The 25,893-nt window shown below is 37.1% G+C and carries 27 protein-coding genes; all 27 read right to left on the bottom strand.

Features of this window, described 5'->3' with window-relative positions; genetic code table 11:
• Window positions 1-12: 12 nt before the first annotated feature.
• Window positions 13-1,134: a Nif3-like dinuclear metal center hexameric protein gene (locus CQZ94_RS04770; RefSeq protein ID WP_105584475.1), complete on the bottom strand. Its 1,122-nt coding sequence runs from the start codon at window positions 1,132-1,134 to the stop codon at window positions 13-15.
• Window positions 1,131-1,838, bottom strand: a complete 708-nt coding sequence (locus CQZ94_RS04765; protein WP_105584474.1) for a tRNA (adenine(22)-N(1))-methyltransferase — start codon at window positions 1,836-1,838, stop codon at window positions 1,131-1,133. The genes CQZ94_RS04770 and CQZ94_RS04765 overlap by 4 nt, the downstream gene beginning before the upstream one ends.
• 316 nt (window positions 1,839-2,154) lie before the next feature.
• Window positions 2,155-2,511 (bottom strand): cytochrome c550, encoded by a 357-nt coding sequence (gene cccA / locus CQZ94_RS04760; protein WP_105584473.1) that lies wholly within the window; start codon window positions 2,509-2,511, stop codon window positions 2,155-2,157.
• A 384-nt stretch (window positions 2,512-2,895) separates the two neighbouring features.
• A complete protein-coding gene (rpoD, locus tag CQZ94_RS04755) occupies window positions 2,896-4,023 on the bottom strand; it encodes an RNA polymerase sigma factor RpoD (protein WP_000764062.1) in 1,128 nt (375 codons plus the stop codon).
• A gap of 59 nt (window positions 4,024-4,082) precedes the next feature.
• Window positions 4,083-5,885 (bottom strand): DNA primase, encoded by a 1,803-nt coding sequence (gene dnaG / locus CQZ94_RS04750; RefSeq protein WP_105584472.1) that lies wholly within the window; start codon window positions 5,883-5,885, stop codon window positions 4,083-4,085.
• Window positions 5,886-6,187: 302 nt separating this feature from the next.
• Window positions 6,188-6,379, bottom strand: a complete 192-nt coding sequence (locus tag CQZ94_RS31625) for a PIN domain-containing protein (protein WP_242234767.1) — start codon at window positions 6,377-6,379, stop codon at window positions 6,188-6,190.
• Window positions 6,380-6,770: 391 nt separating this feature from the next.
• Window positions 6,771-7,583 (bottom strand): pyruvate, water dikinase regulatory protein, encoded by an 813-nt coding sequence (locus tag CQZ94_RS04740; protein ID WP_105584471.1) that lies wholly within the window; start codon window positions 7,581-7,583, stop codon window positions 6,771-6,773.
• A 29-nt stretch (window positions 7,584-7,612) separates the two neighbouring features.
• Window positions 7,613-8,245 (bottom strand): transcriptional regulator CcpN, encoded by a 633-nt coding sequence (ccpN, locus tag CQZ94_RS04735; protein WP_105584761.1) that lies wholly within the window; start codon window positions 8,243-8,245, stop codon window positions 7,613-7,615.
• A 106-nt stretch (window positions 8,246-8,351) separates the two neighbouring features.
• Window positions 8,352-9,098: a DNA repair protein RecO gene (gene recO, locus CQZ94_RS04730; protein WP_105584470.1), complete on the bottom strand. Its 747-nt coding sequence runs from the start codon at window positions 9,096-9,098 to the stop codon at window positions 8,352-8,354.
• Between the two features lie 33 nt (window positions 9,099-9,131).
• Window positions 9,132-9,275 (bottom strand): YqzL family protein, encoded by a 144-nt coding sequence (locus tag CQZ94_RS04725; RefSeq protein WP_000883924.1) that lies wholly within the window; start codon window positions 9,273-9,275, stop codon window positions 9,132-9,134.
• A 176-nt stretch (window positions 9,276-9,451) separates the two neighbouring features.
• Entirely contained in the window at window positions 9,452-10,357 is a 906-nt protein-coding gene (gene era, locus CQZ94_RS04720; RefSeq protein WP_002111885.1) for a GTPase Era, read from the bottom strand.
• A complete protein-coding gene (locus CQZ94_RS04715) occupies window positions 10,350-10,748 on the bottom strand; it encodes a cytidine deaminase (RefSeq protein WP_002111886.1) in 399 nt (132 codons plus the stop codon). Before CQZ94_RS04715 ends, era begins: the two co-directional genes overlap by 8 nt.
• A 98-nt stretch (window positions 10,749-10,846) precedes the next feature.
• Window positions 10,847-11,200 carry a diacylglycerol kinase family protein gene (locus tag CQZ94_RS04710; RefSeq protein ID WP_105584469.1) on the bottom strand — a complete coding sequence of 118 codons (354 nt, stop codon included), beginning with the start codon at window positions 11,198-11,200 and terminating at the stop codon, window positions 10,847-10,849.
• Window positions 11,197-11,667: an rRNA maturation RNase YbeY gene (gene ybeY / locus CQZ94_RS04705; RefSeq protein WP_002088675.1), complete on the bottom strand. Its 471-nt coding sequence runs from the start codon at window positions 11,665-11,667 to the stop codon at window positions 11,197-11,199. Before ybeY ends, CQZ94_RS04710 begins: the two co-directional genes overlap by 4 nt.
• Window positions 11,664-13,808 (bottom strand): HD family phosphohydrolase, encoded by a 2,145-nt coding sequence (locus CQZ94_RS04700; protein ID WP_105584468.1) that lies wholly within the window; start codon window positions 13,806-13,808, stop codon window positions 11,664-11,666. The genes ybeY and CQZ94_RS04700 overlap by 4 nt, the downstream gene beginning before the upstream one ends.
• Before the next feature lie 197 nt (window positions 13,809-14,005).
• Window positions 14,006-14,965 (bottom strand): PhoH family protein, encoded by a 960-nt coding sequence (locus tag CQZ94_RS04695; RefSeq protein ID WP_105584467.1) that lies wholly within the window; start codon window positions 14,963-14,965, stop codon window positions 14,006-14,008.
• Between the two features lie 3 nt (window positions 14,966-14,968).
• Complete coding sequence (gene yqfD, locus CQZ94_RS04690) at window positions 14,969-16,168, bottom strand: sporulation protein YqfD (RefSeq protein WP_105584466.1); 1,200 nt, start codon at window positions 16,166-16,168, stop codon at window positions 14,969-14,971.
• A gap of 249 nt (window positions 16,169-16,417) precedes the next feature.
• A complete protein-coding gene (gene yqfC, locus CQZ94_RS04685; RefSeq protein ID WP_002088680.1) occupies window positions 16,418-16,711 on the bottom strand; it encodes a sporulation protein YqfC in 294 nt (97 codons plus the stop codon).
• Between the two features lie 107 nt (window positions 16,712-16,818).
• On the bottom strand, window positions 16,819-17,262 hold the full coding sequence (locus CQZ94_RS04680) for a GatB/YqeY domain-containing protein (RefSeq protein WP_000054578.1): 444 nt from the start codon (window positions 17,260-17,262) through the stop codon (window positions 16,819-16,821).
• Window positions 17,263-17,277: 15 nt separating this feature from the next.
• The gene (gene rpsU, locus CQZ94_RS04675; protein WP_000048061.1) at window positions 17,278-17,451 is read right to left on the bottom strand and encodes a 30S ribosomal protein S21; all 174 of its coding nucleotides are present in this window, start codon (window positions 17,449-17,451) and stop codon (window positions 17,278-17,280) included.
• Between the two features lie 346 nt (window positions 17,452-17,797).
• Window positions 17,798-19,150 (bottom strand): tRNA (N(6)-L-threonylcarbamoyladenosine(37)-C(2))-methylthiotransferase MtaB, encoded by a 1,353-nt coding sequence (mtaB, locus tag CQZ94_RS04670; RefSeq protein ID WP_105584465.1) that lies wholly within the window; start codon window positions 19,148-19,150, stop codon window positions 17,798-17,800.
• A gap of 6 nt (window positions 19,151-19,156) precedes the next feature.
• A complete protein-coding gene (locus CQZ94_RS04665; RefSeq protein WP_002190700.1) occupies window positions 19,157-19,906 on the bottom strand; it encodes a 16S rRNA (uracil(1498)-N(3))-methyltransferase in 750 nt (249 codons plus the stop codon).
• A gap of 145 nt (window positions 19,907-20,051) precedes the next feature.
• Window positions 20,052-20,990 (bottom strand): 50S ribosomal protein L11 methyltransferase, encoded by a 939-nt coding sequence (gene prmA / locus CQZ94_RS04660; RefSeq protein WP_105584464.1) that lies wholly within the window; start codon window positions 20,988-20,990, stop codon window positions 20,052-20,054.
• A gap of 28 nt (window positions 20,991-21,018) precedes the next feature.
• A complete protein-coding gene (gene dnaJ, locus CQZ94_RS04655; protein ID WP_105584463.1) occupies window positions 21,019-22,122 on the bottom strand; it encodes a chaperone protein DnaJ in 1,104 nt (367 codons plus the stop codon).
• Between the two features lie 202 nt (window positions 22,123-22,324).
• Window positions 22,325-24,160 (bottom strand): chaperone protein DnaK, encoded by a 1,836-nt coding sequence (gene dnaK / locus CQZ94_RS04650; protein ID WP_105584462.1) that lies wholly within the window; start codon window positions 24,158-24,160, stop codon window positions 22,325-22,327.
• Window positions 24,161-24,186: 26 nt separating this feature from the next.
• The gene (gene grpE / locus CQZ94_RS04645; RefSeq protein ID WP_105584461.1) at window positions 24,187-24,753 is read right to left on the bottom strand and encodes a nucleotide exchange factor GrpE; all 567 of its coding nucleotides are present in this window, start codon (window positions 24,751-24,753) and stop codon (window positions 24,187-24,189) included.
• A gap of 114 nt (window positions 24,754-24,867) precedes the next feature.
• Window positions 24,868-25,884 carry a heat-inducible transcriptional repressor HrcA gene (gene hrcA / locus CQZ94_RS04640; RefSeq protein WP_105584460.1) on the bottom strand — a complete coding sequence of 339 codons (1,017 nt, stop codon included), beginning with the start codon at window positions 25,882-25,884 and terminating at the stop codon, window positions 24,868-24,870.
• Window positions 25,885-25,893: the final 9 nt, after the last annotated feature.

Genomic DNA, 25,893 nt, shown 5'->3' with positions numbered 1-25,893 from the left:
TTTTTATTTTTCTTATACAAATGTGAACGGATCCGTATGTAACTGTGAAGCATGAATTTGTACATTGAAATTCTTTTCATCTACTTTAGCTTGCAATTGTTTTTGTACACCTTGCTTCATTACTTTTTCAACGTTATGTCCTGGATCGACTATATTTAAACCAATCATCATCGCATCGTGAGCAACATGATAATACATATCACCTGTTACATATACATCTGCTCCTTTGAATTTCGCTTGGTTTATATATTTATTACCGTCACCACCAAGTACAGCTACTTTACGCACCTTATCATCTAACTTTCCAACAACTCTTGCACCCTTTACATGTAATGATTGTTTCACATGTGAAGCAAACTGTTCAAGCGTCATTTCTTCTTGTAAATATCCTATTTTACCAAGACCTAATGTTTCACCTTTATTATCAAGCGGATATACATCATATGCCACTTCTTCATATGGATGGGCTGCCAACATCGCTTTAATAACTTTTCTTTGTAACGAAGCTGGAATAATCGTTTCGACACGCGCCTCTTCTACACGTTCTAACTGTCCAGTTTCTCCGATATAAGGATTTGTACCTTCTTGAGGGATAAACGTACCTACCCCTTCGCTACCGAACGTACAGTGGCTATAATTACCGATATGACCTGCATCCGCATCTCCAAGAGCTTTGCGCACTTCTTCTGCATGGGTTACTGGAACAAATACAACAATTTTTTTCATTTCTTCTGCATATGTAGGAGCTAATACTTCTGTATTTTGTAACCCTAACGCATCAGCAAGTAAATCATTTACCCCGCCCTTAGCAATATCTACATTTGTATGTGCGGCATAAATTGCAATATCATTTTTAATACACGTTTCAATAATTCTTCCGTACGCCTTATCTGTATGAATCGCTTTTAATGGATTAAAGATTAAAGGATGGTGCGCTATAATGACATTCGCTCCTAATTGGATCGCCTCGTCCACAACTTCCTCAGTTACATCTAATGCGATTAATACGTGCTGCACAGGTTTATTAAGCGCTCCAATCTGTAAGCCAATCTTATCCCCTTCCATCGCTAAATGCTTCGGATACATACTTTCAAATAAAGAAATAATTTCATGGCCATTCGGAATTTTACTCATGATAAAACCTCTCCTATCATTTTCATTTTCGCTTCTACTTCTGCACGCTTCGCTTTTGTCTCTTCAGACTCCGCTGCACGCTCTAACTGTTTTAAAATATTTTGGAAGTTTTTCAATTCCCCTTCCCACTTTTCAACAAAAGCTTCACTTTTTTCTTTTATTAGAAATGGACCCATAAACAATTCAGCTTGTTTATTTTCAGAGTAAGGTACTGCTGTATCTCCCCGCTCTCCGACTAAAATCTCGTAAATCTTTCCATCTTCTATTACAATTTTCTCACGGATAAGCTCCCATCCATTTTCAATAAACCATTCACGGATATGGTGCGCTGCAATATTCGGCTGTAAGATTAAACGTGTTACACCTTCTAATTTTTCTTTACCACTTTCTAAAATGTCACGAATTAACGCTCCACCCATACCAGCAATCGTAATAACATCTACTTCTCCTGGTGTAATAACAGCTAATCCATTCCCTTTACGAACGTCTACTTTATCTTGTAAGCCACTTTCAGCTACAGTTGCTTGTGCAGAGCGAAACGGTCCATCTACAACCTCTCCTGCAACTGCTTTTGTAGCAATATTATTTATAATTGTATAACACGGTAAATACGCATGATCCGATCCAATATCAGCTACTGTAGAGCCTACAGGAATCTCCCTCACAACTTCTTCTAATCGTTTTGAAAGCTTTACTTCATTCATGTATTTCCATTACTCCTTCTCTTGTCAGTCTGTCTCCATGATAATGAATTTATAGTGGTTGTTGCAAGTCTATAACAACACTTCAATTCTCTATTACTAATCGTATTTTAGATAGTATAGAAAAACAAGCCTTTTGCAAAAAGCAAAAGACTTGTTTTTCTATACTTTATCCCGCTATTTGCGGGCAGTAAGACTCCCACCTCAAAATTCGGCTAGAACAAAGAAGTTAGGTGGGAGACCAACTGCCCGTAAACGCCCGATTGGTGAGGGCTAATAATCAATGGGGGATGAACCCCCCACTGATTAAAGTTTCACTTTATTTTTTCTTCGATAACCAATCAGCTACTTTAGCTGCTTGATCAGCTGGAACTACATTTGGTGGCATATTCCCTTTTCCTTTTGAAAGAATTTCTTTAATTTCATCTTTTGAAAGTTTCCCACCAATTTTTTGTAAATTAGGTCCTACCGCCCCTTGTAACTGATCACCATGACAGCTCGTACAGCTTTGCTTTACAATATCCTCTGGCTTTGATGCTGTTTGTGCTGGTTTCCCGCCATTTTTTGCATCAGCTAACTCTTTAGATTTATTTAGCCCCTGAAATGAAAATACAAACATAACGATAATACCTAATGCTGCAATAAGAGCGAACGGAATCAACGGATTACGTTTCATATCTCTTCTCCCCCCTCTATATCCCTAAATAGTTAGATGATTCAGTCATTTATATTGTACTTGAAAACGCTCTATCAGAAAAGAGCAAACTACTACTTGTTAAAAATATTCCGTAAATTCATTTTATTGATTTTCACTATTATATCGCATATTATTTCGATAATTACTAACGTTTCTCATCATATTTTTTACTTTTCTACATATTATTTTGTATAGAATAAACAAAATTAATCGAAAAATCTAAAAATGAGCATTTGCAAATCAAAAGACAATTCTGTAAAATAAATTACAAGAAATTGTAATCGTTGCCGATAGCTAAATGTTAACAAAAATTAACAAAAGAAAAAAGTTTACTTCACAATCGTGAAGTAAACTTAAAATAACCTATTCTAAGAAATCCTTAAGACGTTTACTACGGCTCGGATGTCTTAGTTTGCGAAGTGCTTTCGCTTCAATTTGACGAATACGTTCTCTCGTTACGCCGAATACTTTCCCAACTTCTTCAAGCGTACGAGTTCGTCCATCATCTAAACCAAAACGAAGACGCAGAACATTTTCTTCACGATCTGTTAGTGTATCTAACACATCTTCTAATTGTTCTTTTAGCAATTCATACGCTGCATGGTCCGCAGGCGATGTTGCTTCTTGGTCTTCAATAAAGTCACCTAAATGGGAGTCGTCTTCTTCACCAATTGGTGTTTCAAGAGAAACTGGCTCCTGTGCAATCTTTAAGATTTCGCGTACTTTTTCTGGAGCAAGATCCATTTCTTCACCAATCTCTTCAGGAGATGGTTCGCGTCCTAAATCTTGTAATAATTGACGTTGTACACGAATTAACTTATTAATGGTTTCGACCATATGAACTGGAATACGAATTGTTCGCGCTTGGTCTGCAATCGCACGTGTAATAGCTTGGCGAATCCACCAAGTTGCATACGTACTAAATTTAAAACCTTTACGATAGTCGAACTTTTCAACCGCTTTAATTAGACCCATATTTCCTTCTTGGATTAAGTCTAAGAAAAGCATACCGCGGCCCACGTAGCGCTTTGCAATACTTACTACAAGACGTAAGTTTGCTTCTGCAAGACGGCGTTTTGCTTCTTCATCGCCTTCTTCAATACGTGTCGCAAGTCGAATTTCTTCTTCAGCGGATAGTAAGTCAACTCGACCAATTTCTTTTAAGTACATACGAACAGGGTCATTGATTTTCACACCTGGTGGCACACTTAAATCATTGAGGTCGAATTCTTCTTCCGTTTTTGTAATTTGGCGATTATTAGGACCTTCGTCGTTGTCATTGTCACCAACTAAGTCAATCCCTTGTTCACCTAAATATTCGTAGTATTCATCCATTTGGTCGGATTCAATTTCAAATCCATTCATGCGTTCTGCAATCTCTTCATATGTAAGAACGCCACGTTTTTTTCCGAGCTCAGTGAGTTGTTCTTTCACTTGCTCAAGGGTCATTTCAGTTTCAATTTGTTTAGAACGAGCTGGTTTATCAGCCATCTGTTCCCCTCCTTACGCGAGATACAAACATTCATTATACTAAAATTTTATCGAAAAAGCTATTTTCTTGCTTTTTGACTTTGTAAATATGCCACATAATATTTAGCAGCCTCTACAGGATCTGTTTTTTCCATTTGTTTTACTTTAAAGATAATTTCCATCTTTTCAAGTTTCTCTTTATGGCGTCTTAACGCCTCCAAATGACCTTGTAACGCTTCTTCTGTGTACTCTGGATTAATAAATTCATCCGTCGAAATATCAGTGATAATATTTTTCAACTTTTCATCAGAGAGCCAACTTAAAAATGTTCCGACTGAAGGTTCATTTCCCTTTTCATAATATGCGTATAGTTCATATAAAATCCCTTTATGTTCTTCTGTATAAAAATCTTCTATATGAGGTTCCATACGTACTGTCACTTCTGCACTTTGCAACATATGGTAAATAATTTCTCTTTCTGCCCTTTCAAAACCTGTTAGCTTCGGCTTCGTTTGAACAATTTGAGATGGCTTAGAAACCTGCTTTATTTGTTTTTGCTGTACCTTTTGTTCTTTGCGATATTGGTGCAATTGATTCAAAAGTGTTTCCATTGAATACGAAAATTCTTGCGATAATGATTTTAAATATGATTCCGCCTGCATCGCATCCTGTAGCAATGATAACTCTTTTAAAACACTTTTTACATATTCTTCTTTGCCAGACTCATCTTGCAAATTTTTCCCTAAACGCAAATAATTTATTTTGAAACCAACAAAACTTATACTTGATTTCACAAGATTTTCAAAAGCGGTTGTCCCATATTGTTGCACATATTCATCAGGGTCAAGCTTATCTGGCAAGGATGTAACTTTCACTTGGCAACCAACTTGCAATAGTAATTGCCCTGCTTTCATCGTCGCTTCTCGTCCTGCTTTATCACCATCATAGCAAAGAACAACAGTTTCAACGTTACGTCGCAGAAGTTTCGCTTGTTCTTCAGTTAAGGCTGTTCCCATTGTCGCAACAGCTTCTTCCACACCACTTTTCACCGCGGCTAGTACATCGGCATAACCCTCAAAAAGGACAACCTGCCCACGTTTTCTAATAAACGGCCTTGCTTGGTGGAAATTATACAACAGCTTACTTTTGTAAAAAATCGGTGTTTCAGGGCTATTTAAATATTTTGGAGTGTCATCTCCTAACGCCCTTCCACTAAACGCTATCACCTTACCTTGTAAAGTATAAATCGGAAACATAACTCTTCCGCGGAAGCGGTCATAATGACTGCCATCCTTCTCACTTCTTACAAGAAGGCCAGCTTGTTCCATACTAGATAGCGACAAACCTCTTTTTTGTAAAATTTTCGTTGCTGCATCCCAAGCTGGTGATGCATAACCAACTTCAAATTTCTCAATCATCTCTTTTGTAATACCACGTTTTAATAAATATGAAAGTGCTTCATTTCCTTCTTCTGTATTTACTAATAAATGATGATAATACTTTTTCAAAAGTTCATGAGCCTGTTGCATGATGACAGTGTCATCAGATATGTCTTCTTGTTGTTGTTGTCCTTGCCCTGATGTATATTCTGCAACTGCAATTCCATTTCTTTCGCCAAGCTTTTGAACAGCCTCGGTGAAAGCAAGTCCTTCCATTTTCATAAGAAAAGAAAATACATTTCCACCTTCTCCACATCCGAAGCAATGAAAAATTTGCTTATCAGATGAAACAGAGAATGAAGGAGAATTCTCACCATGAAATGGACAAAGGCCGAAATAGTTACGTCCCTGCTTTCTAAGTTGAACATACTCACCAATCACTTCTACAATATCAGATGATGTCCGAATCTGTTCAACAACTTCTTCGGGAATTCTGTTCCCCATAAATCCATCTCCGTGTCGTATTTTGTATTCGATATAAATTAAAAGATTCCTTTATAATTCGACAATATTTTTCTAAATTTGTTAGAAAGTACTGTCAATCACATTGTGTAAACGATTTTGGACCTTTCGTATAAGTCCCTAGTCTGCGTAAATTCGCAGATACATACTACTATATAAAATTGTATCCATTTGCTCATCTGTTACAAATGTATCTCTTGGAGACAATACATATACTCCTTTTTCACAAGAAGACTAGCAAGCACTATAACCTGTATGATCATGAGATCTGTAGCTTTTGCATGTTAATAAATATAACAGTCAACTTCATCTTGCTCAGAATCTACATAGACCCAATTACCTTGCTGTTTTCTTGAACGATGAGCATAGGATGCGACAAACAAAATTTCGACATAAAATTTTGTTCCAACTTGCACAATTGCATTCTTCACGGGATACGCATCTGCATCAACTAATATCTTACTGATGTTTTGCATATTTCTGTATTCTACATCCCTTCTGTGAATCCTTCCATAATGTGCGTTTTCTTGTCTAGATTTTGTCGATTTAACGTAAATACATGTCTTTTTCGAAAATCCTATCCCTAGTTTATTCTGAAAAATTAAAGTCTAAACGTAAAATATAGGTTTTTATCACAATTTTTTATTATAATATATTTTCTTCAACTACGCTACATATCCCTTTAATTTTCATCTTACATTTAAAGATAACGAAATCGTTCCTTTAGCATAATTAAAAAACAGAAGAATATAAGTATAACCATTCCGCTATATTCTATTACTAAGCCGAAAGTTCATGCTCTACTTCGCATCTTCCTCTACCGCCTTCTCACGAGCGAAAAAAGCACATTCACCTTTGGTAAATGTGCTAAAACATTTTTTGGCTTTGCACTGCATTCACAATAATATTTGCTGTTTCTTCAATCGCCTTATTTGATACATCAATCACTTGACAATTTATTTTACTAATTACTTCTTCAAAATGATCAATTTCTTCTTGAATACGATTAATATTTGCATATGTTGCTCCATCACTTAATCCAAGTGATTTCAATCGTTCTTTTCGAATATGATTTAACTTATCCGGTATAATTTTCAAACCGAAACATTTCTCTTTTGCCACTTGATATAATTCCTCAGGCGGATCCACTTCCGGTACAAGTGGTACATTGGCAACTTTCAAACGTTTGTTATGCGCTAAATATTGTGAAAGTGGTGTTTTTGATGTACGTGAAATTCCAATCAACACGATATCAGCTTTTAAAATACCACGTGCATCTCTACCATCATCATACTTAACTGCAAATTCAATCGCTTCAATTTTTTTAAAGTACTCTTCATCTAATTTTCGAACGACACCTGGCTCATACCTTGGTACTTGCCCTGTAATTCCTTCAATTTGATCGATAAGAGGTCCGATAATATCGTATGCCTCTACTCCTTCTTTTGCCGCTTCTGTCAATAAATATTGACGCATATCAGGCTTTACTAACGTAAAACAAATAAGCGCTTGATTGCTCTTGGCAATCGAGATTACTTCTTTTAATGTCCCTGTATCTTCTACATACGGTACACGTCTAATATCAGGAGCGAATGGGAACTGTCCCATTGCCGCTCTAACAACCAAATCAGCCGTTTCTCCTACAGAGTCAGATACGACATATACGATTTTATTATCCATTACATTACCTCACTTTAAACAAATTACACTTATTCGTTATTTACTAAATTTACAAACGCACGTGTAATATTTGTTTTTGTAATTCGCCCAATCACTTCTAAACCTTGTTTCGTATCCTTCACAACTGGCAACGCATCAATCTGTCTTTCTATTAATTCCATCGCAATATCATATAAAGAATCCTCCCTGCGACACATCGCAATGTTTGGCATCCTTGTCATGATAATATTAACCGGAAGAGAGGTTAAATCCTGCTTTCCTAAGCTAGCTCGTAATAAATCTTTACGAGATACAACGCCAACTAATAAAGTAGATTGATCTACAACAAATAATGTACCAACGTCCTCTAGAAACATCGTACAGATTGCATCGTATACTGATACATTTTTATCAATTACAGCCGGTCTAGATTGATAATCTTGCACTTTAATTTTCTTAACAGCTTCAGATAATAGCTGTCCCCCAGTTTTACCCGTATAAAAATAACCTACGCGTGGACGCGCTTCTAAATAACCAGCCATCGTTAAAATTGCTAAGTCTGGTCTTAGCGTTGCACGTGTTAAACCCAATTGCGCAGCAATTGACTCCCCCGTAATAGGACCGTGATCTTTTACAATCTGAATGATATGTTCTTGCCGTTTATTCAGCTCTATGATAATCACCACCTTTAATGCACAACGAAAAAAGTTATACTATCTCTTAAATATTATATACTAAATATGCTATTCGAAAAAGAAAGTATGTAAAAAGGACCGTATACGGCCCTTTTTATATTTGAAACTTATCAAGTTGTTCCAAGAAACGCCTTGATTTCAAATAAATCCCACAATATTCATCATAATATGTATTCAATACTGTGCGCATTTGTTTTTTTGTACTATCCTTCACCGATACATTACCGAGCCGGTGTAGATCAAAGTGAAAAAAGAGACGTAATAATTTATGAACAGCCTCTCCCACCGGAATACGATACGGATCTTGCTCCGCATGACGCGAGCACAGAAAACCGCCTTCCCGGACAGAGAAGGCGACAAAATCTGTTTCTTGATGACAAATAGCACATGTATCAAAGTACGGGCGCATCCCTAATACCGGAAGCATTTTCGTTTGATAAATTAATGATAATACTTCTGGGTCAACACCCTCACACATATAATGCAACGTTTGATATAACATTTCAAATAAATACGGATTATGCTTCTTATCTTCTGTTGCTTTATCAGTTAACTCAATAACAAATGATGCATAAGCAGTTAAAAATATATCCTCTCGAATTTCTTTCATAGATGAAATAATCTCGCCTTGTTGCAAAGTTCCAAGTCCAGATCCCATTTGAATAAGAAAATGACCATGTGTCATAAGTTGCGAAATAGCTGCTAACCGACTCTTCGGTTTTTTCGCCCCTCTTGCCATTGCACTTACCTTACCAAATTCCCGTGAGTATATTGTAACAATCTTATTCGTTTCTCCGTAATCTGTCGTACGGATAACAATGCCCTCAACTTTTTGAAACATGTTCGTCACCATCCAAGGTTTGAACAAAACGGGTCAAGAAATTGGAGAGTCTAGATGCGCTAACTCCTCTTCATGTTGATCCATCTCATCGTTTACGTCTTTTTCCATTTCTTTCAAAAGCAAATACGTTTCAATGCTTCCTGTTTTGGAGAAAAACTTCCAGGTAAAATCTAGCATAAGAATCCACCTTTCTCAATAAGCGTAGCCTATAAACCAATTTCTTTTGTTGTTATTAAATTGACCCATTTTGTTCATTTTCATGTGAGAAAAATTTTTCCTAATTTATCAAGGTTCATAAAAACCAATAATCAGTGGATGAACACAACATCCACTGATCATAACTTTACTTCATATTAATACTCGTCTTCACGGAAACCAAGGTCACGAAGCTGTGACATCTTATTACGCCAATCTTTTTGCACTTTCACCCATACTTCTAAAAATACTTTAGAACCAAGAAGTGCTTCAATGTCAAAGCGAGCTCGCTTACCGACTTCTTTTAACATCTTCCCTTGCTTACCTATAATAATTCCTTTTTGTGATGCACGTTCAACAACAATCGTTGCGTTTATATAAACCGCTCCGCCCTCACGTTTTTGAATCGCATCAATAACAACCGCTACAGAATGCGGTACTTCTTCGCGTGTTAAATGTAATACTTTTTCACGAATAAGCTCTGCAATAATAAATCGCTCCGGATGATCCGTTACTTGATTATCCGGGTAGTATTGTGGTCCTTCTGGTAAATACTTTTTAATTGCTCCAATTAACGCTTCCACGTTATTACCGTCTAATGCAGAAATTGGTACAATCTCTGCAAACTCATGTAGTTTACGGTATTGATCAATTAACGCTAATAATTGTTCTGGATGAACTTGGTCAATTTTATTGATTACCAAAAATACCGGTTGTTTCGTTTCTTGTAATTTCTCAATAATAAATTCCTCACCACGACCAAATCCTTCAGTTGCATTGACCATAAACAGAACAATATCAACTTCTTTCAATGTCGTTTGAGCCATCTTCACCATGAAATCGCCTAGTTTATGTTTAGGTTTATGTATTCCTGGTGTATCAATGAAAACTACTTGTGAATCATTTTCTGTATATACACCTTGAATTTTATTACGAGTTGTTTGTGGCTTATCGCTCATAATGGCAATTTTTTGACCGATAATACGATTTAAAAATGTAGATTTCCCAACATTCGGTCTGCCAATAATAGAGACAAAACCTGATTTATAACCTTTTCTATTCATGTAAATCCTCCGCTAAAAATGCTCCTGGTAACAATTCTCCGACTGTTGTCTCTTGAACATCACCATGTAAGTTTGATAGGTATACTTTCGTATCCTGTTTACATAATTCTACCATAACTTGTCGACATGCTCCACAAGGAGGTACCGGACGCTTTGTATCCGCTACGACTGCAATAGCTACAAACTCGTTATCTCCTTCAGAAATCGCCTTAAATAACGCTGTTCTTTCTGCACAGTTACATAAACCATATGATGCATTTTCAACATTACATCCACGATATATTTTTCCATCCTGAGTTAGTAAAGCTGCACCTACTTGAAATTTAGAATATGGTACGTACGCTCGTTTACGCGCTTCGGTTGCTTCTTGAATTAATTGTTTGCTATTCATTTCCCGCATCCTTTCCGTTCACAGATGTGAATAGATACACTCGTTCATTAAAGGCCTTCACGGCGCTCCCAAAGCTTAATAAAAGCTTCGGAATGCAACTATACCATATACGGTAAAAAGATAATAGCACCAATTACAGCAGCTATAATTGCAAACAATAAAACCGCACCCGCTGCAACATCCTTTGCAATTTTTGCAAACGGATGAATATCGGCGGTTGCTAAGTCTACCGTTTTTTCAATAGCCGTATTCACCATCTCTAAACTCATTACAATCCCTATCACAATAAGTAATACAATCCATTCCATTGTTGTAATATGGAAATAAAAGCCGCAGCATATAACAATGACTGCGGCTAAATAATGAATTTTCATATTTCGTTCATGACGAAGACAAAAGTATATACCAGCTATAGCATATCCAAAACTATCTAAAAGTTTTCCTTTTTTCATCGTCCTAATCCAAAGGCCTCTAAAATTTCTTTTTGTCTTCCAAACATTTCTTTTTCATCTTCTTCTGTCATATGATCATAACCAAGCAAATGCAAAAAGCCATGTAGTGCTAAAAACCCAAGTTCTCGATCAAAAGAATGTCCATATTCTTCAGCTTGTTCTTTTGCTCTTGGAATAGAAATAATAAGATCTCCTAACATACGCGGCATCTCCGCACCGACAATTTCCATTTCGCCTTCTCCCATTTCTTCCATAGCGAAAGAAATAACGTCCGTAGGCTGATCCTTATCTCGGTAATCACGGTTTATTTCACGAATACGTTCATTATCTACAAACGTAACCGATAATTCTGCTCCTTCTTCTATGTTTTCCATTTGGGCTGCTTTCTCTACCAGCCCTCGAATCAAGCTTATATACTCGTCTTTCACTTCTTCTGTTTCATCAATAAAATCAATTAATAAACTCATTCTTTCTCCTTTTCTTCCGGCGGCTCCGGATATGTAATACGGGAATGGAAAATACCATTTAACGTTTCACATAACGTTTTTCCAACGATTTGTAGTTCCTTAAATGTCAAATCACATTCACTAAATTGACCATCTTGCAAACGATCTCTAATGATACTTTGCACTAAATTATTGATTTGATCTGGCGTTGGATGATTCATTGAACGTACCGCCGCTTCTACACTATCAGCAATACCAACGATCGCCGACTCCTTAGAAGTTGCTTTTGATCCTGGATAGCGGAACATTTCCTCAGTATATTTCTCTTTATCTTCTTTAATAGCCTTATAGTAAAAATATTTAAGTAGCGTTGTACCATGATGCTGTCCAGCGATATCAATAATTTCTTGAGGTATATGGTGTTCTTCTAACATTCTCACCCCATCGGTTACATGAGCAATTATAATATCTTTACTCGTTACAGGGTCTAATCTATCATGCGGGTTTTCAATCCCCATCTGGTTTTCAATAAAAAACCGCGGTTGTACTGTTTTCCCTACATCATGATAATACGCCCCTACACGAGCTAATACCCCGTTTGCTCCAACTGCTTCACATGCAGCTTCTGAAAGATTAGCTACCATTACACTATGGTGATATGTACCTGGTGCTTCTAATAAAATTTTGCGCAAGAGCGGGTGATTCGGACTTGAGAGTTCCATCAACTTCATACTTGATACAATCCCAAGGCCACTTTCTAAATACGGTAAAATCCCCATAGCTAGAACAGAAGAGATAATCCCTGAAACTGCAGCCATTAATAATTGTATCCCAATTTCAAGAGGCGAAAAGTTCCCATTTCGCAATAATAACAACGCCGCTAATACGACTACATTTAATACAGAAACGAGTATACCGGCTTGTAAAATCATCGTACGACGATTTTTTTCTCTCAAGAAAATACTAACTGATAATGAACTTAATAAAACATAAATCCCCACACTATAATTCAGTGTACTCGTTACACCTTCATTAAACATAATACTTCCGCACACAGAAAAGATCATACTCGTTAAAAATACAAATCGATCACCAATCATTAATTTTACAAGGATTGTTCCCATCGCAACTGGAACAACATACGCGATTCCTGCATATTCAAGCTTTTGAAACAAACTAATGATTTTCATTAAAACAATCGTGATAGATAAAATTGTGATATACGCTAAAACATACGGCCTATCTTCTCTTTTTCGCTGTAAAAACACTTCAAACTGCTTATGCATAAAGTACAATAACACACAAATAAGTACAGCCAGACCAACATAAGGTTGGAAGGTATTGCCCTTCTCTAACAATCCGGCTAACTTCAACTGCTCATATGCTTCTCGTGAAATCGTATCGCCTTCTTTCACAAGAACTTGCCCTTGAAGGATAAAAACTGATGCAACTGAATCTTCTGCTATTTTTTGACTATCTTTCGTCGCAGCTGAATCATAAAAATAGTTCGCTGTAATCGCATACTTCCCTAGTGTATTCACCGCAACTTTTAAATCACTGCTTATACTTACGCTACTCATTTCAGTAACAAATCGTTCTCTTGCGGCTTCTTCTTGATCCATCTTAATGTGTTCACTCATAATTTTATTAACCGCTGTTACAGCCGCATCCTTCGCCAATGACAATTGACTTGAATCAGCATTAATAAATTTCAGCAATATCGAGTCTGTTAAGCTTTTCGCTAAATCTGTTGGTAATTTCTTCTTTAACTTGTCCAATTTGTCCACATCAGAAATTTTTTTATACTCGTCTGGGCCAGTCGATTTAGCCTCTGCCTCTACTTCACTTACCGCATCAAAGACGGAATTTACAATATCCACTTTATTTTGCTTATATTCGCCTTTATATGTATATTTATCCTCAACCTTTTGAGCGGCTTCTTTTTTCTTTTTCGCTGTTGCGGCTTTATCTTCAATTTTAATAGGAGAGTGAATTGTTTTTTTAGCAATATCGAGCTCTTTAACATCTAATTGCTCTGGTTTCACATTATTCATAAGTGCAAAAAACAGTACCGCTCCTAATAAAACGTAAGAAATCCAACTTAGTTTTTTCGAATGTTGTAAATTACGAAACCACTTAGAAATTTCTTGAGATCTTGACATGATTTCAATACCTTCTCCTCTCCAGAAATAAAGTGAAACTATTTATAGCTTTCATTTCTTCCAGCCAACGATGCTTTTTCGGACCATATTTTTATAGACCATCACCTATAGTTTATTTCCCTCGTCTTTAATGATAGTAAAAAATATGTCATTCGCCAACCTTATCATACAAAAAGAAATGATCCTGACAAATAGGATCATTCCATTTTATCATATGCCTCAATAATACGTTGCACTAACGGGTGTCTCACAACGTCCGTTTGTTCCAATGTAATGAACGAAAGACCTGATACACCAGATAAAATATTAGCAGCAATAGAAAGACCTGACTTTACCCCTTTTGGTAAGTCTACCTGTGAGGGATCCCCCGTAATAACCATTTTAGAACTAAAACCTAATCGCGTTAAAAACATTTTTATTTGAACACCAGTTGTATTTTGCGCCTCATCTAGTATAACAAATGAATCATCAAGAGTACGCCCTCTCATATAAGCAAGAGGTGCAATTTCAATTACACCACGTTCCATCATACGTTGTGTATATTCTTGTCCAAGAATATCATGTAACGCATCATATAGTGGACGTAAATACGGATCTACTTTTTCTTTCAAATCACCTGGTAAAAACCCTAAGCTCTCTCCAGCTTCTACAGCAGGTCTTGTTAAAATAATTTTCTTTACATACCCTTGCTTTAAAGCTCTCACAGCCATTACTACGGCTAAGTATGTTTTTCCTGTCCCAGCAGGTCCTATCCCAAATACAATATCATTCTTTTTCATTGCATGAATATATCGTCTTTGCCCCATCGTTTTCACACGAATGGATTTACCTTTTGCCGTTTTAAAAATTTCCTCTTCATATAACTCTTCGAATTGAGCAATTTTCCCTTGTTGCCCAAGCTGAATCGCATACGCAACATCTCTTTCCGAAATTGATACACCTTTACGGATAACAACAAGTAACTGTTGTAAGATTTTTTCTACGAGCACCACCGTTTCATCTGCCCCAGATACACGAACAGATTCTCCTCTAGTCACAATCGATACACTAAGTTCTCGTTCAATTACTTTTAAATGAGCATCATTTATCCCAAAAAGAGCGATTGCTTCGTCGGGATTTTCCAATTGTTGGTTCATTTCTACTAATTGTTCTGCCATTACTCAGTCTCCTTGAATATCGGATTCAGATATTGGTTGTGGCTCTGCAATATTTTCAATCACTGTATAATGTAATGTGACCTTTAGGTGATCCGCCTCAACCTCTTTACTCAAAATGTTATCACTTACAATCATAGCATGTTCATCCAATTTTTTCTTCAGTTCTTTTTCTGCCATCTCTTTCGCTACTTTCATTGCTTGTTTTTCGGTATATTCTCGGTTCGCTTCTTCCTCTTCTCGTACAATATCTTTCTCGTATGCAACTGGTAATGTGAATCCAAATAATTTCACATCATGTTTTACACTTTCAGTACGAAAGCGCTTATACTTATCCTGTTGAAATCCCCATATTTTTATTTTAGCACTCCCAAATTTAAGGAAATATTCATTGTATGAATTACCAGTATACACTTGAAACTGTGTCTTTAACGGAACATCCACCTCAGATTTGTACCACGTTTCTCCATATACAATCCCTTTAGCCGAAACAACTGTCGGATTCTCCTCATTACCATACATCCCCGATACGAGAAGTTGCCCCTTTTCTACATGGTCATTTTTCATGACAACGGGCTTCCCAACTTCCACAAATGTTTTTGTAATAATCCCTTCTTTTTTTGCTACTAAGTTTTGTGGCTGTTGTTCACTTTCTTTTTTCGGTTCATTTTTTTCAACAATCTTAAAATGATATGTTGTCCCTCTTATTTCTAATCCCGCCCAAGTAATCGCATTAATATTGTCTGTCAAATGACGTTGAACATCTTCTACACTCGGCATTTGGAACTGTAATTTCCCTTTTTTTATACCCATTTTGTCCAATTCTTTCATCAATATATATTCTGTTTCAGGTTTCGCTCCTGTAATTTCAATTTTCCACACCATATTTGACAATGCGATCATTCCGAAAAAAAATATTAAAAACCCAATTAAAAATCCACTATTTTTAATTACACGCTTATTCCAAAACGGAAAACCGTAACGTCCAATAAAATATAATTTACATTCATTTTTTCTATAAATTGTTTTTATCTTTTTCACATCTCGTAATAACATACAAAAAACTAACGTTTCATCAGCTATCTTCTTTACATCCCAAACGAGTAATTTCCTCCGCACACACTCGTTAACAAAGCGTTCCGCTCCTCTACCTTCAATTCGCACCTTTACATACCCAAGCCATTTTATAAACCATTTATTTTTCATCGACTATCTCCACTACCTTTCTAAAAGTAGATACACTACTTTTCAATTCGATTATCAAACTAGCTCGTACTAAAATTTTAATTAGTAGATTCCTTGATCCTCACTAATTATTAACCTTCACGAGCCAGTTTTTTACGTGAAACTCAATTCCCACCTATCTTCTTTGTACGAACCGAATATTGAGGCCAGAACGTTACCACCTGTTAATATAAGGTAACGAAGAAAAACTTCACAAACGGAAGTTCCTCCTCACTCCTCTTTCTTTTCATTTTCTAGAAACGTCACTTGTTCAATAATCCCTTCAAGCAACAGTTCTTCTGGAAGGATTGTTTTAATAACAAAGGATTGACCTTTAATTAATAATTGACCATGTTTCAATAACAATCTTACCTCTTTATCTGAAAACACTAATAATCCTCGATGATTTTCTATATAGATATGTACTTGCCCAACAAGCGTGATCCGAGGTAGATCCATTAACACATCCACTGGCAGGTCTATTTGCTTCGTTAACCAATTCTTCATTTGTTCTAATTTTTTCATCTCAAAAGACCCCCTCTCATCCCATATGTATGAAAAAAGAGCTTGTAATATCACGTCCAAACTGAAAAAAGCATAAAAAAACGTCTCATACGAAATGAGACGCTTTTTTATGCTAATAGCTGGATAACCAGCTTATTCACAAGTGATCCGTCTGTTTTACCTTTTACTTTCGGCATAACAGCAGTCATCACTTTACCCATATCTGCTTTAGATGTAGCACCAACTTCAGAAATAACTTGCTTAATTATATCCGCTAGTTCTTCTTCTGTTAATTGCTCCGGCAAATATGCACTTAAAATCTGAATTTCACTTTGCAGTTTATCAACAAGGTCTTCACGACCAGCTTTTTTAAATTCAAGGAGGGAGTCCTTATACTGTTTTACTTCACGAGCTAAAACTGTTAATTCCTCTTCTTCAGTAAGAGTATGTTGCAGTTTAATACCTTCATTTTGTAAAGCAGCCTTAACCATACGAATAACGGTTAATTTTTCTTTTTGTTTATTCTTCATCGCTTGTTTCATATCATCGTTTAAACGACCGAGAAGACTCATAACTTACACCCTCTCTTAGAACTTACGCTTTCTTGCCGCTTCAGATTTCTTCTTACGTTTTACACTTGGCTTTTCATAAAACTCGCGCTTTCTTGCTTCAGCAAGTGTACCAGTTTTAGAAACCGATCTTTTAAAACGGCGAAGTGCATCCTCCAAAGACTCGTTTTTACGAACGACTGTTTTTGACATTCTCTTTCCCTCCCTCCGAAACATCACACTTACATACTAACTTCAGCATGCAAAAAGAAACACTTCTTCAGCATGTCTTTTAAGATTATAATACATTTTATCACTTCAGGTCAACTATTTGGCAGAATAAAAGAAGAATTGATGCTCTTCCTTTTTCAAAAACTATGTTGATAGCCGTTATCTCTTCCCCTAAAAATAAATATATTTTTATCACTGGATCTTTTTTATACAAGGATACGCTCAAAAATCACTCATTTAACGAACAACCCACTGCATCTTCTTTCAATACTTAACTTCTCCATGAACGAAAAAAGCATGCAAACCCTTGCCGTTTGCATGCTTTTTATTATGCGCTTGCTGATTCTTTTTTTACATCATCTTCAAGAACACGAACAAACTGCGCTTCGTTATATGGATAACCAGCTTTTGTAATTTTCACTTTTACTAGCTTACCAATCAATTCTTCAGATCCTTCAAACACAATTTTTAAATAGTTATCTGTATAACCTACATATAAACCTTCACGATCACCATCTTTAAATGTCTCTTCCGGAATGATTTCAAGTACTTCACCTTCAAATCCAGAAGCATACTCTTTCGCTAATTGATTTGATAGCTCAATTAAACGGTGAACACGATCGTTCTTCACGTCTTCAGGAATTTGATCTTCCATACGTGCTGCTGGTGTACCTGTACGTTTTGAATAAGGGAAAACGTGTAATTCAGAGAAACGATTCTCTTTAATGAAATTGTACGTTTCCATGAATTCTTCTTCTGTTTCACCTGGGAATCCAACAATTACGTCTGATGTAATCGCAAGACCTGGTAACGCTTCTTTCAAACGATCTAAACGCTCTTGGAAAAATTCCATCGTATACTTACGGCGCATACGTTTCAATACAGTATTAGATCCTGACTGTAATGGAATATGCAAGTGACGTACAACTACTTCTGATTTATCTAACACTTCAATTACTTCATCAGAAATTTGACTCGCCTCAATAGAAGAAATACGAAGACGTTTCAATCCGCCTACTTCCGCTTCCATATCGCGCAGTAATCCCGCTAAGTTATACTCTTTTATATCTTCACCGTACCCACCTGTATGAATACCTGTTAATACGATTTCTTTATAGCCCGCATCTACTAATTGCTGCGCTTGTTTAATAACTTCTTTTCCATCACGAGAACGCATTAAACCACGCGCCCAAGGAATGATGCAAAATGTACAGAAGTTATTGCAACCTTCTTGTATTTTTAAAGATGCACGTGTACGGTCCGTGAAATATGGTACATCCAACTCTTCATATACACGTGTTTTCATAATATTGCGGACAGCATTAATTGGTTGACGCTCTTTACGGAATTCTTCGATGTATCCTAACATCTTCTCACGATCTTGCGTACCAACAACAATATCTACACCTGGAATTGCCATAATTTCTGCTGGAGATGTTTGCGCATAACATCCAGTTACACAAATTACCGCATCTGGATTTTGACGTACAGCACGTCTAATTACTTGACGGCTTTTTTTATCTCCAGTATTTGTTACTGTACATGTGTTAATAACATATACATCAGATTTTTTTTCATATTCAGTTCTTTCATAACCACCTTGTTTAAACAATTGCCAAATCGCTTCTGTTTCATAGTGGTTTACTTTACAACCTAACGTGTGGAACGCAACAGTTGCCATTGATTATCACCCCATCAATTCAAAATGATAAGAAGCGGCACTTAACGCATAAAGCGGAGCCGTTTCTGTTCTTAAAATTCTTGGTCCTAAACTGCATGGTACAAATTTATGTTCACGAAGTGCGGTTATCTCTTCCTCCGCTAAACCACCTTCTGGTCCAAATACAATTAACAGCTTTTGACCCGGTTTAATCGTCGCTAAAGCTTTCGCAAAATTAGATTTCTCACCTTGTTTCGCTTCTTCTTCATACGCAACAAGACAAACATCATACTCGCTACTCATCGACAGCAATTGTTTAAATGATGAGGGAACGTGTACTTCTGGAATTTCACTTCTATGCGATTGTTCTGCGGCTTCTTTCACAATTTTTTTCAAACGCTCAACTTTTTTATCTGCTTTTTTTGCATCCCACTTTACAATAGATCGAGATGCTTGAAATGGTAAAAATGCAGCTGCCCCAAGCTCAGTTCCCTTTTGAAAAATTAACTCAAGCTTGTCTCCTTTCGGCAGTCCACTTGCAATCGTCACGAACACAGGAAGTTCGCTTGACGCCTCTACCCATTCTACAATAGCGGTATCTACAAATTCACTGGTAATTTCAGCAATTGAACATTCCGCTGTTTTGCCATTCACACAGCAATAAATATGGTCACCAGCTGACATACGCATCACTCTTGCGATGTGATGGACATCATCACCCATTATGCGAATACTTGTCTCATTTACATATTTCTCTTCTACAAAATAACGTTGCATATAATCACCTTAGTAGAGTTTCGTTCTTTTCGTAAGTCAACACTTACGAAAAGAACGAAACGTTATCATTTTCATATAACAAACGGCAAGTCTCTCACCTTATATGGTGAGAGACTCCCCTGTTCTTTATAGACTAAAATCTATATTACGCATTTCGTGCAATAATTGCTACCCAATCTTCCATTCGAAGCACTTCTTCAATTGTAAATCCAGCTTTTTCTAATGCTTCAGAAATTACTTTTTCTTTCGCCCCAATAATACCAGATGTAATAAATAATCCACCTGGCTTCACAACTCTCGCTGCATCTTCAGGGAATAGAAGAATAATTTCCGCTAATAAATTTGCAACGATTAAATCAACTGGACCTTCAATACCTTCTAATAGACTATTCTGTCCAACATTGACGATGTCATCTGTTTTATTTAAGCGCACATTCATTTCTGCACTTTCAACTGCAACTGGGTCTAAATCATATGCTTGAACAGAAGCCGCACCTAATTTCGCTGCTGCAATACTAAGTACACCAGAACCTGTTCCTACATCAATTACCGTGTCACCCAGCTGAACCGTTTTTTCTAACGCACGAATACACATCGTTGTTGTTGGATGTGTCCCTGTACCAAACGCCATACCTGGATCTAACTCAATAATTTTTTCATTTGGAGAAGACGGTGTATATTCTTCCCACGTCGGCACAATTGTGAATGTATCAGAAATTTGAACTGGATGATAATACTTCTTCCAAGCAGTAGCCCAATCTTCCTCATCGACTTCATTAATTGTAATATTTCCTGTACCAATTTCGATGTCGAAAGATGGTAGTGCATCAATAGATGATTTTACACCCGCAACCGTTTCGTGTAAAGAATCCGTTTGTGGGAAATATGCTTTCACTAAAACACCTTCACTTGGGTATTCATCAGGGTTAAGTGCATAAATCTCACCGTATTGTTGCTCACGCTCTTTCGTTAACTCCGCCGGGTCCTCAATTGCAACCCCGCTAGCGCCTGCTTCATGCAAAATATGAGAGACAGCTTCTACTGCTTCTTCTGTTGTATGAATACTAATTTCTGACCATTTCACAATTTACCAACTCCATTTTTCATTTCCATTATTCCCCTTTGAAAGCACGTTTAAGCTTTCCGAATAAGCTATCATCTTGATTTTCCTGACCAGCGAACTCACGCAATAATTCTTTTTGATGCGAAGTTAATTTCGTCGGTACAACAACGCGAACTACTACGTATTGATCTCCTTGACCATATCCACGTACGTTCGGAGCACCTTTTCCTTTTAGACGGAATTCCGTTCCTGTTTGTGTTCCTGCCGGAATTTTCAACTTCACTTTTCCATGAACTGTAGGCACTTCTACTTCAGCACCAAGCGCTACTTGTGCGAATGTCAATGGCATTTCACAAATAATATGATCACCATCACGTTCGAAGAATTCATGATTTCTCACATGAACAACTACATATAAATCACCTGCTGGTCCACCATTCACACCTGCTTCACCTTTACCAGAGACGCGAATTTGTTGGCCATTATCAATACCAGCTGGAATTTTCACATTAATTTTTTTGCGTTTACGCACTTTACCAGAACCGTGACATGTCGTACATTTCTCTTTAATCATTTGGCCTGTTCCTGAACAATGGCTACAAGCTTGACGGTTTACAATACGACCAAATGGCGTATTTTGCTCTACACTTATTTGACCTGTTCCTGAACAATGTTTACATGTTTCTTTTGAAGTTCCTGGCTTCGCCCCATTGCCGTGACAAGTATCACATGGATCCTCCACTGGAATCTCAACGTTTAATTCTTTACCAAAAATAGCTTCTTCAAACTCTAAAGTAACTTGATATTGTAAATCAGCACCTTGACGCGGAGCATTCGGATCACGACGTCTGCCGCCGCCACCACCAAAGAATGAACTGAAGATATCTTCAAATCCGAAACCACCGCCGAAGTCGCCTCCACCGAAACCTTGATTCGGACCCGCGTGACCAAATTGATCATACTGCGCGCGTTTTTGATCGTCACTTAATACTTCGTATGCTTCTTGTACTTCTTTAAACTTTTCAATTGCATTTTCTTCTTTACTTACGTCTGGATGGTACTTTTTAGCCAACCGACGATACGTTTTTTTTATTTCATCTTTAGAAGCGCCCTTGCTAAGTCCAAGGACCTCATAATAGTCTCGTTTATTCATAAATTTGCAACCCCCGAATCTTTCACATAAACGTAATTTTAACACCGAAAGAAAGTGCTTTGCAACAAAGTTTCCTCACTTACAGTATGCAAAATAAAAAACTTAAGATCCTCACACATTTCTTCTTATTCGTGAAAAAAGCCAAAGCCAAGGCACGCTTGACTTTGACTTTTTGTCATCTTACTTATTTTATTTCACTGTATTATTTGTCTTCTTTTACTTCTTCAAACTCAGCGTCTACTACATTATCTTTTTTCGCGCCAGCGTCTTGTGCTCCTTGTGCACCTTCTGCTTGCCCTGCAGCCGCTTGAGCTTGCTCGTATAATTTAACAGTTAATTGTTGTACGATTTCTTGAAGAGCATCTTTTTTCACACGGATTTCTTCAAGTTCGTTTTTCTCGATTGCCGCTTGTAATGCTTCTTTCGCTTCCGTTGCTTTCGCTACTTCAGCTGCATCTACTTTACCTTCTAAATCTTTTACAACTTTGTCTGTTTGGAATACAAGTTGGTCAGCTTCGTTACGAAGTTCAACTTCTTCCTTACGTTTTTGGTCAGCGTCAGCATTTGCTTCAGCTTCTTGTACCATACGATCTACTTCTTCATCAGAAAGACCTGAAGAAGATTGGATTGTAATAGTTTGCTCTTTGCTTGTTCCTAAGTCTTTTGCACGTACGTTAACGATACCGTTCGCATCAATATCGAATGTTACTTCGATTTGTGGAATTCCACGTGGTGCTGGCGGAAGGTCTGTTAATTGGAAACGACCTAATGTTTTGTTGTCAGCTGACATTGGACGCTCACCTTGTAGTACGTGAATGTCTACCGCTGGTTGGTTATCAGCAGCTGTTGAGAATACTTGTGACTTACTTGTTGGAATTGTAGTGTTACGCTCGATTAATTTCGTGAACACACCACCCATAGTTTCGATACCTAAAGAAAGTGGAGTTACGTCTAATAATAGAACGCCCTCTACATCACCAGTAAGTACGCCACCTTGAACTGCAGCACCTAATGCTACAACTTCATCTGGGTTTACACCTTTGTATGGCTCTTTACCAGTTTCACGTTTAATTGCTTCTTGTACAGCTGGGATACGAGTAGAACCACCAACAAGGATAACTTTATCTAATTCGCTTGGAGAAAAACCAGCGTCTTTTAATGCACGACGAGTTGGCTCTAATGTTCTTTCAACAAGACCAGCTGAAATTTCTTCGAATTTAGCTCTTGTTAACGTTAATTCTAAGTGTAATGGCCCAGCAGCTCCAGCACTAATGAATGGTAATGAAATTTGTGTTTGTGTTACACCAGAAAGATCTTTTTTCGCTTTTTCAGCCGCATCTTTCAGACGTTGAAGTGCCATTTTATCTTGGCTTAAATCAATGTTATTTTCTTTTTTGAATTCAGCTACTAAATGATCGATGATAACTTGGTCAAAGTCATCTCCACCAAGACGATTGTCACCAGCAGTTGAAATAACTTCAAATGTTCCATCTGCTAACTCAAGGATAGATACGTCAAATGTACCGCCACCTAAGTCATATACTAGAATTTTTTGTTCTTCATCTTGTTTTTCTAAACCGTAAGCAAGTGCTGCTGCTGTTGGTTCGTTAATGATACGCTCTACTTCTAAACCAGCAATACGCCCAGCATCTTTTGTCGCTTGGCGTTCTGCATCGTTGAAGTATGCTGGTACTGTAATAACAGCTTTCGTCACTGTTTCACCTAAGTACGCTTCAGCAGAAGCTTTTAAGTTTTGTAAAATGATTGCAGAAATTTCTTGAGGTGTAAAATCTTTACCTTCAACTTCTACTTTATAGTCTGTACCCATATGACGTTTAACAGACATGATTGTATTTGGGTTTGTAATTGCTTGACGTTTCGCAACTTCCCCAACTTGACGTTCTTCATTTTTGAAAGCTACAACAGAAGGTGTTGTACGGTTTCCTTCTGGATTTGGGATAACCTTTGGTTCTCCGCCTTCCATAACAGCTACACAAGAGTTTGTTGTACCTAAGTCAATACCGATAATTTTACTCATAGCTAATCCTCCTACATTTATGTAAATTATTGATTTACTTTTACCATTGATGGGCGAATCACACGGTCTTTTAGTTTATAACCTTTTTGGAATTCCTCCACAACCGCGTTTGATTCAAACTCACTGTCTTCTACTTGCATAACAGCTTGGTGCTCATGAGGATCGAACTGTTTACCAACAGCTTCAATCGCTTCAACACCTTCTTTAGTCAGCGCTTCTAACAATTGACGATGCACCATTTCCATACCTTGTAATACGGACTTCATTTGCTCATCCGTTGCTTCCACTTGCATTGCTCTTTCAAAATTATCAAGAGCTGGCAGAATATCTGACACAAGACTTTGTGCTCTATATTTTTCAGCAGCCTGTTTATCCATTTGAACGCGGCGCTTATGATTTTCAAAATCAGCTTGTAGACGTAGTGTGCGACCTTCCGTTTCCGTTAGTTTCGCTTGTAACTCATCTACTTTTTCTTGTAAAAGAGCAGCTTCACTTTTTTCTTCTACAGCTTCTTCACTGTTGTCTGTCGTGACAGCTTCTTCAACTTGCGCTTCTTTCACTTCTTCTACCACTTGTTCGTTACGCTCTTCCACAATTTTCACCTCCTTAAAAGGTATTAGGTATCCCGCTTAGCACGATTACCTAAGCATTATATATTACACACAGCAATGAAATTTCCATCACTTGAGCGAATGTATTACTCTCATTTATTTTTTAAGTCCATCAGTAAATTGCCTTGTAAATAACTGTAACAAACTAATTACACGAGAGTATTGCATTCTCGTTGGACCTAAAATCGCAATTGTTCCAAGTTGCTCTTCTCCAATCGAATACGTTGCAGAAATTAAACTACAATCTTCCATAGCTATCGAAGAATTTTCCCTGCCAATTTTCACTTGAATACCTACTTGTTTATGACGCAAAATATCATAAAACTCAGCTTCGTTATCAATCATCGTCAGCAAGGATCTTACTTTTTGAATGTCATGGAACTCTGGCTGCGAAAGCATATTTGCTTTTCCTCCAAAGTATATCTTTTCCGATAAAGGAACTTGAAATGTACCATCTAACATTTTTATTGCACTATCGTAATTATGAACATACCCACGCAAGACTGTAACAATCTCTTTAAAGATTTTATTATGAAGTTCTGCCATAGGTATACCAGATAGCTTTTCATTTAAAATATTAACCATTTTTTCTAAATCTGATAAATCAACAGATTCCGGAACGGTAATCGTTTTACTTTGCACATGCCCTGTATCTGTTACAATAATAGCGACTGCTGTTTGACGATCAAGCGGTACAATTTGTACATTTTTAAGTCTATTTGTGCTCAATTTCGGACCAAGAACAATGGCCGTATAATTCGTAAGCTCTGATAAAATTTGAGCTGATTGTTGTGCAATTTTCTCTGCTTCAAAAATTCTTTCAGCAAATAAATCTTTAATTTGTACAATTTCATCGGTCGGTAAGTTTTGTGGCGCTAAAAGATGGTCTACATAAAAACGATACCCTTTTTCAGAAGGAACACGCCCAGAAGAACTATGCGTTTTTTCAATAAATCCTAGTTCCTCTAGATCAGCCATTTCATTTCGAATAGTAGCTGAACTAAACGTAATTTCATCTTTCTTAGCCAACGTCCTCGACCCAACTGGTTGCGCTGATCCAATAAAGTCATCAATAATTGTTTGTAAAATTAAGAGCTGACGTTCCGTAAGCATCTCATCATC

Source organism: Bacillus sp. MYb209, assembly GCF_002975175.1.
In the GTDB taxonomy this organism is placed as follows: Bacteria; Bacillota; Bacilli; order Bacillales; family Bacillaceae_G; genus Bacillus_A.
This window is presented reverse-complemented; position numbering and strand designations above follow the sequence as displayed.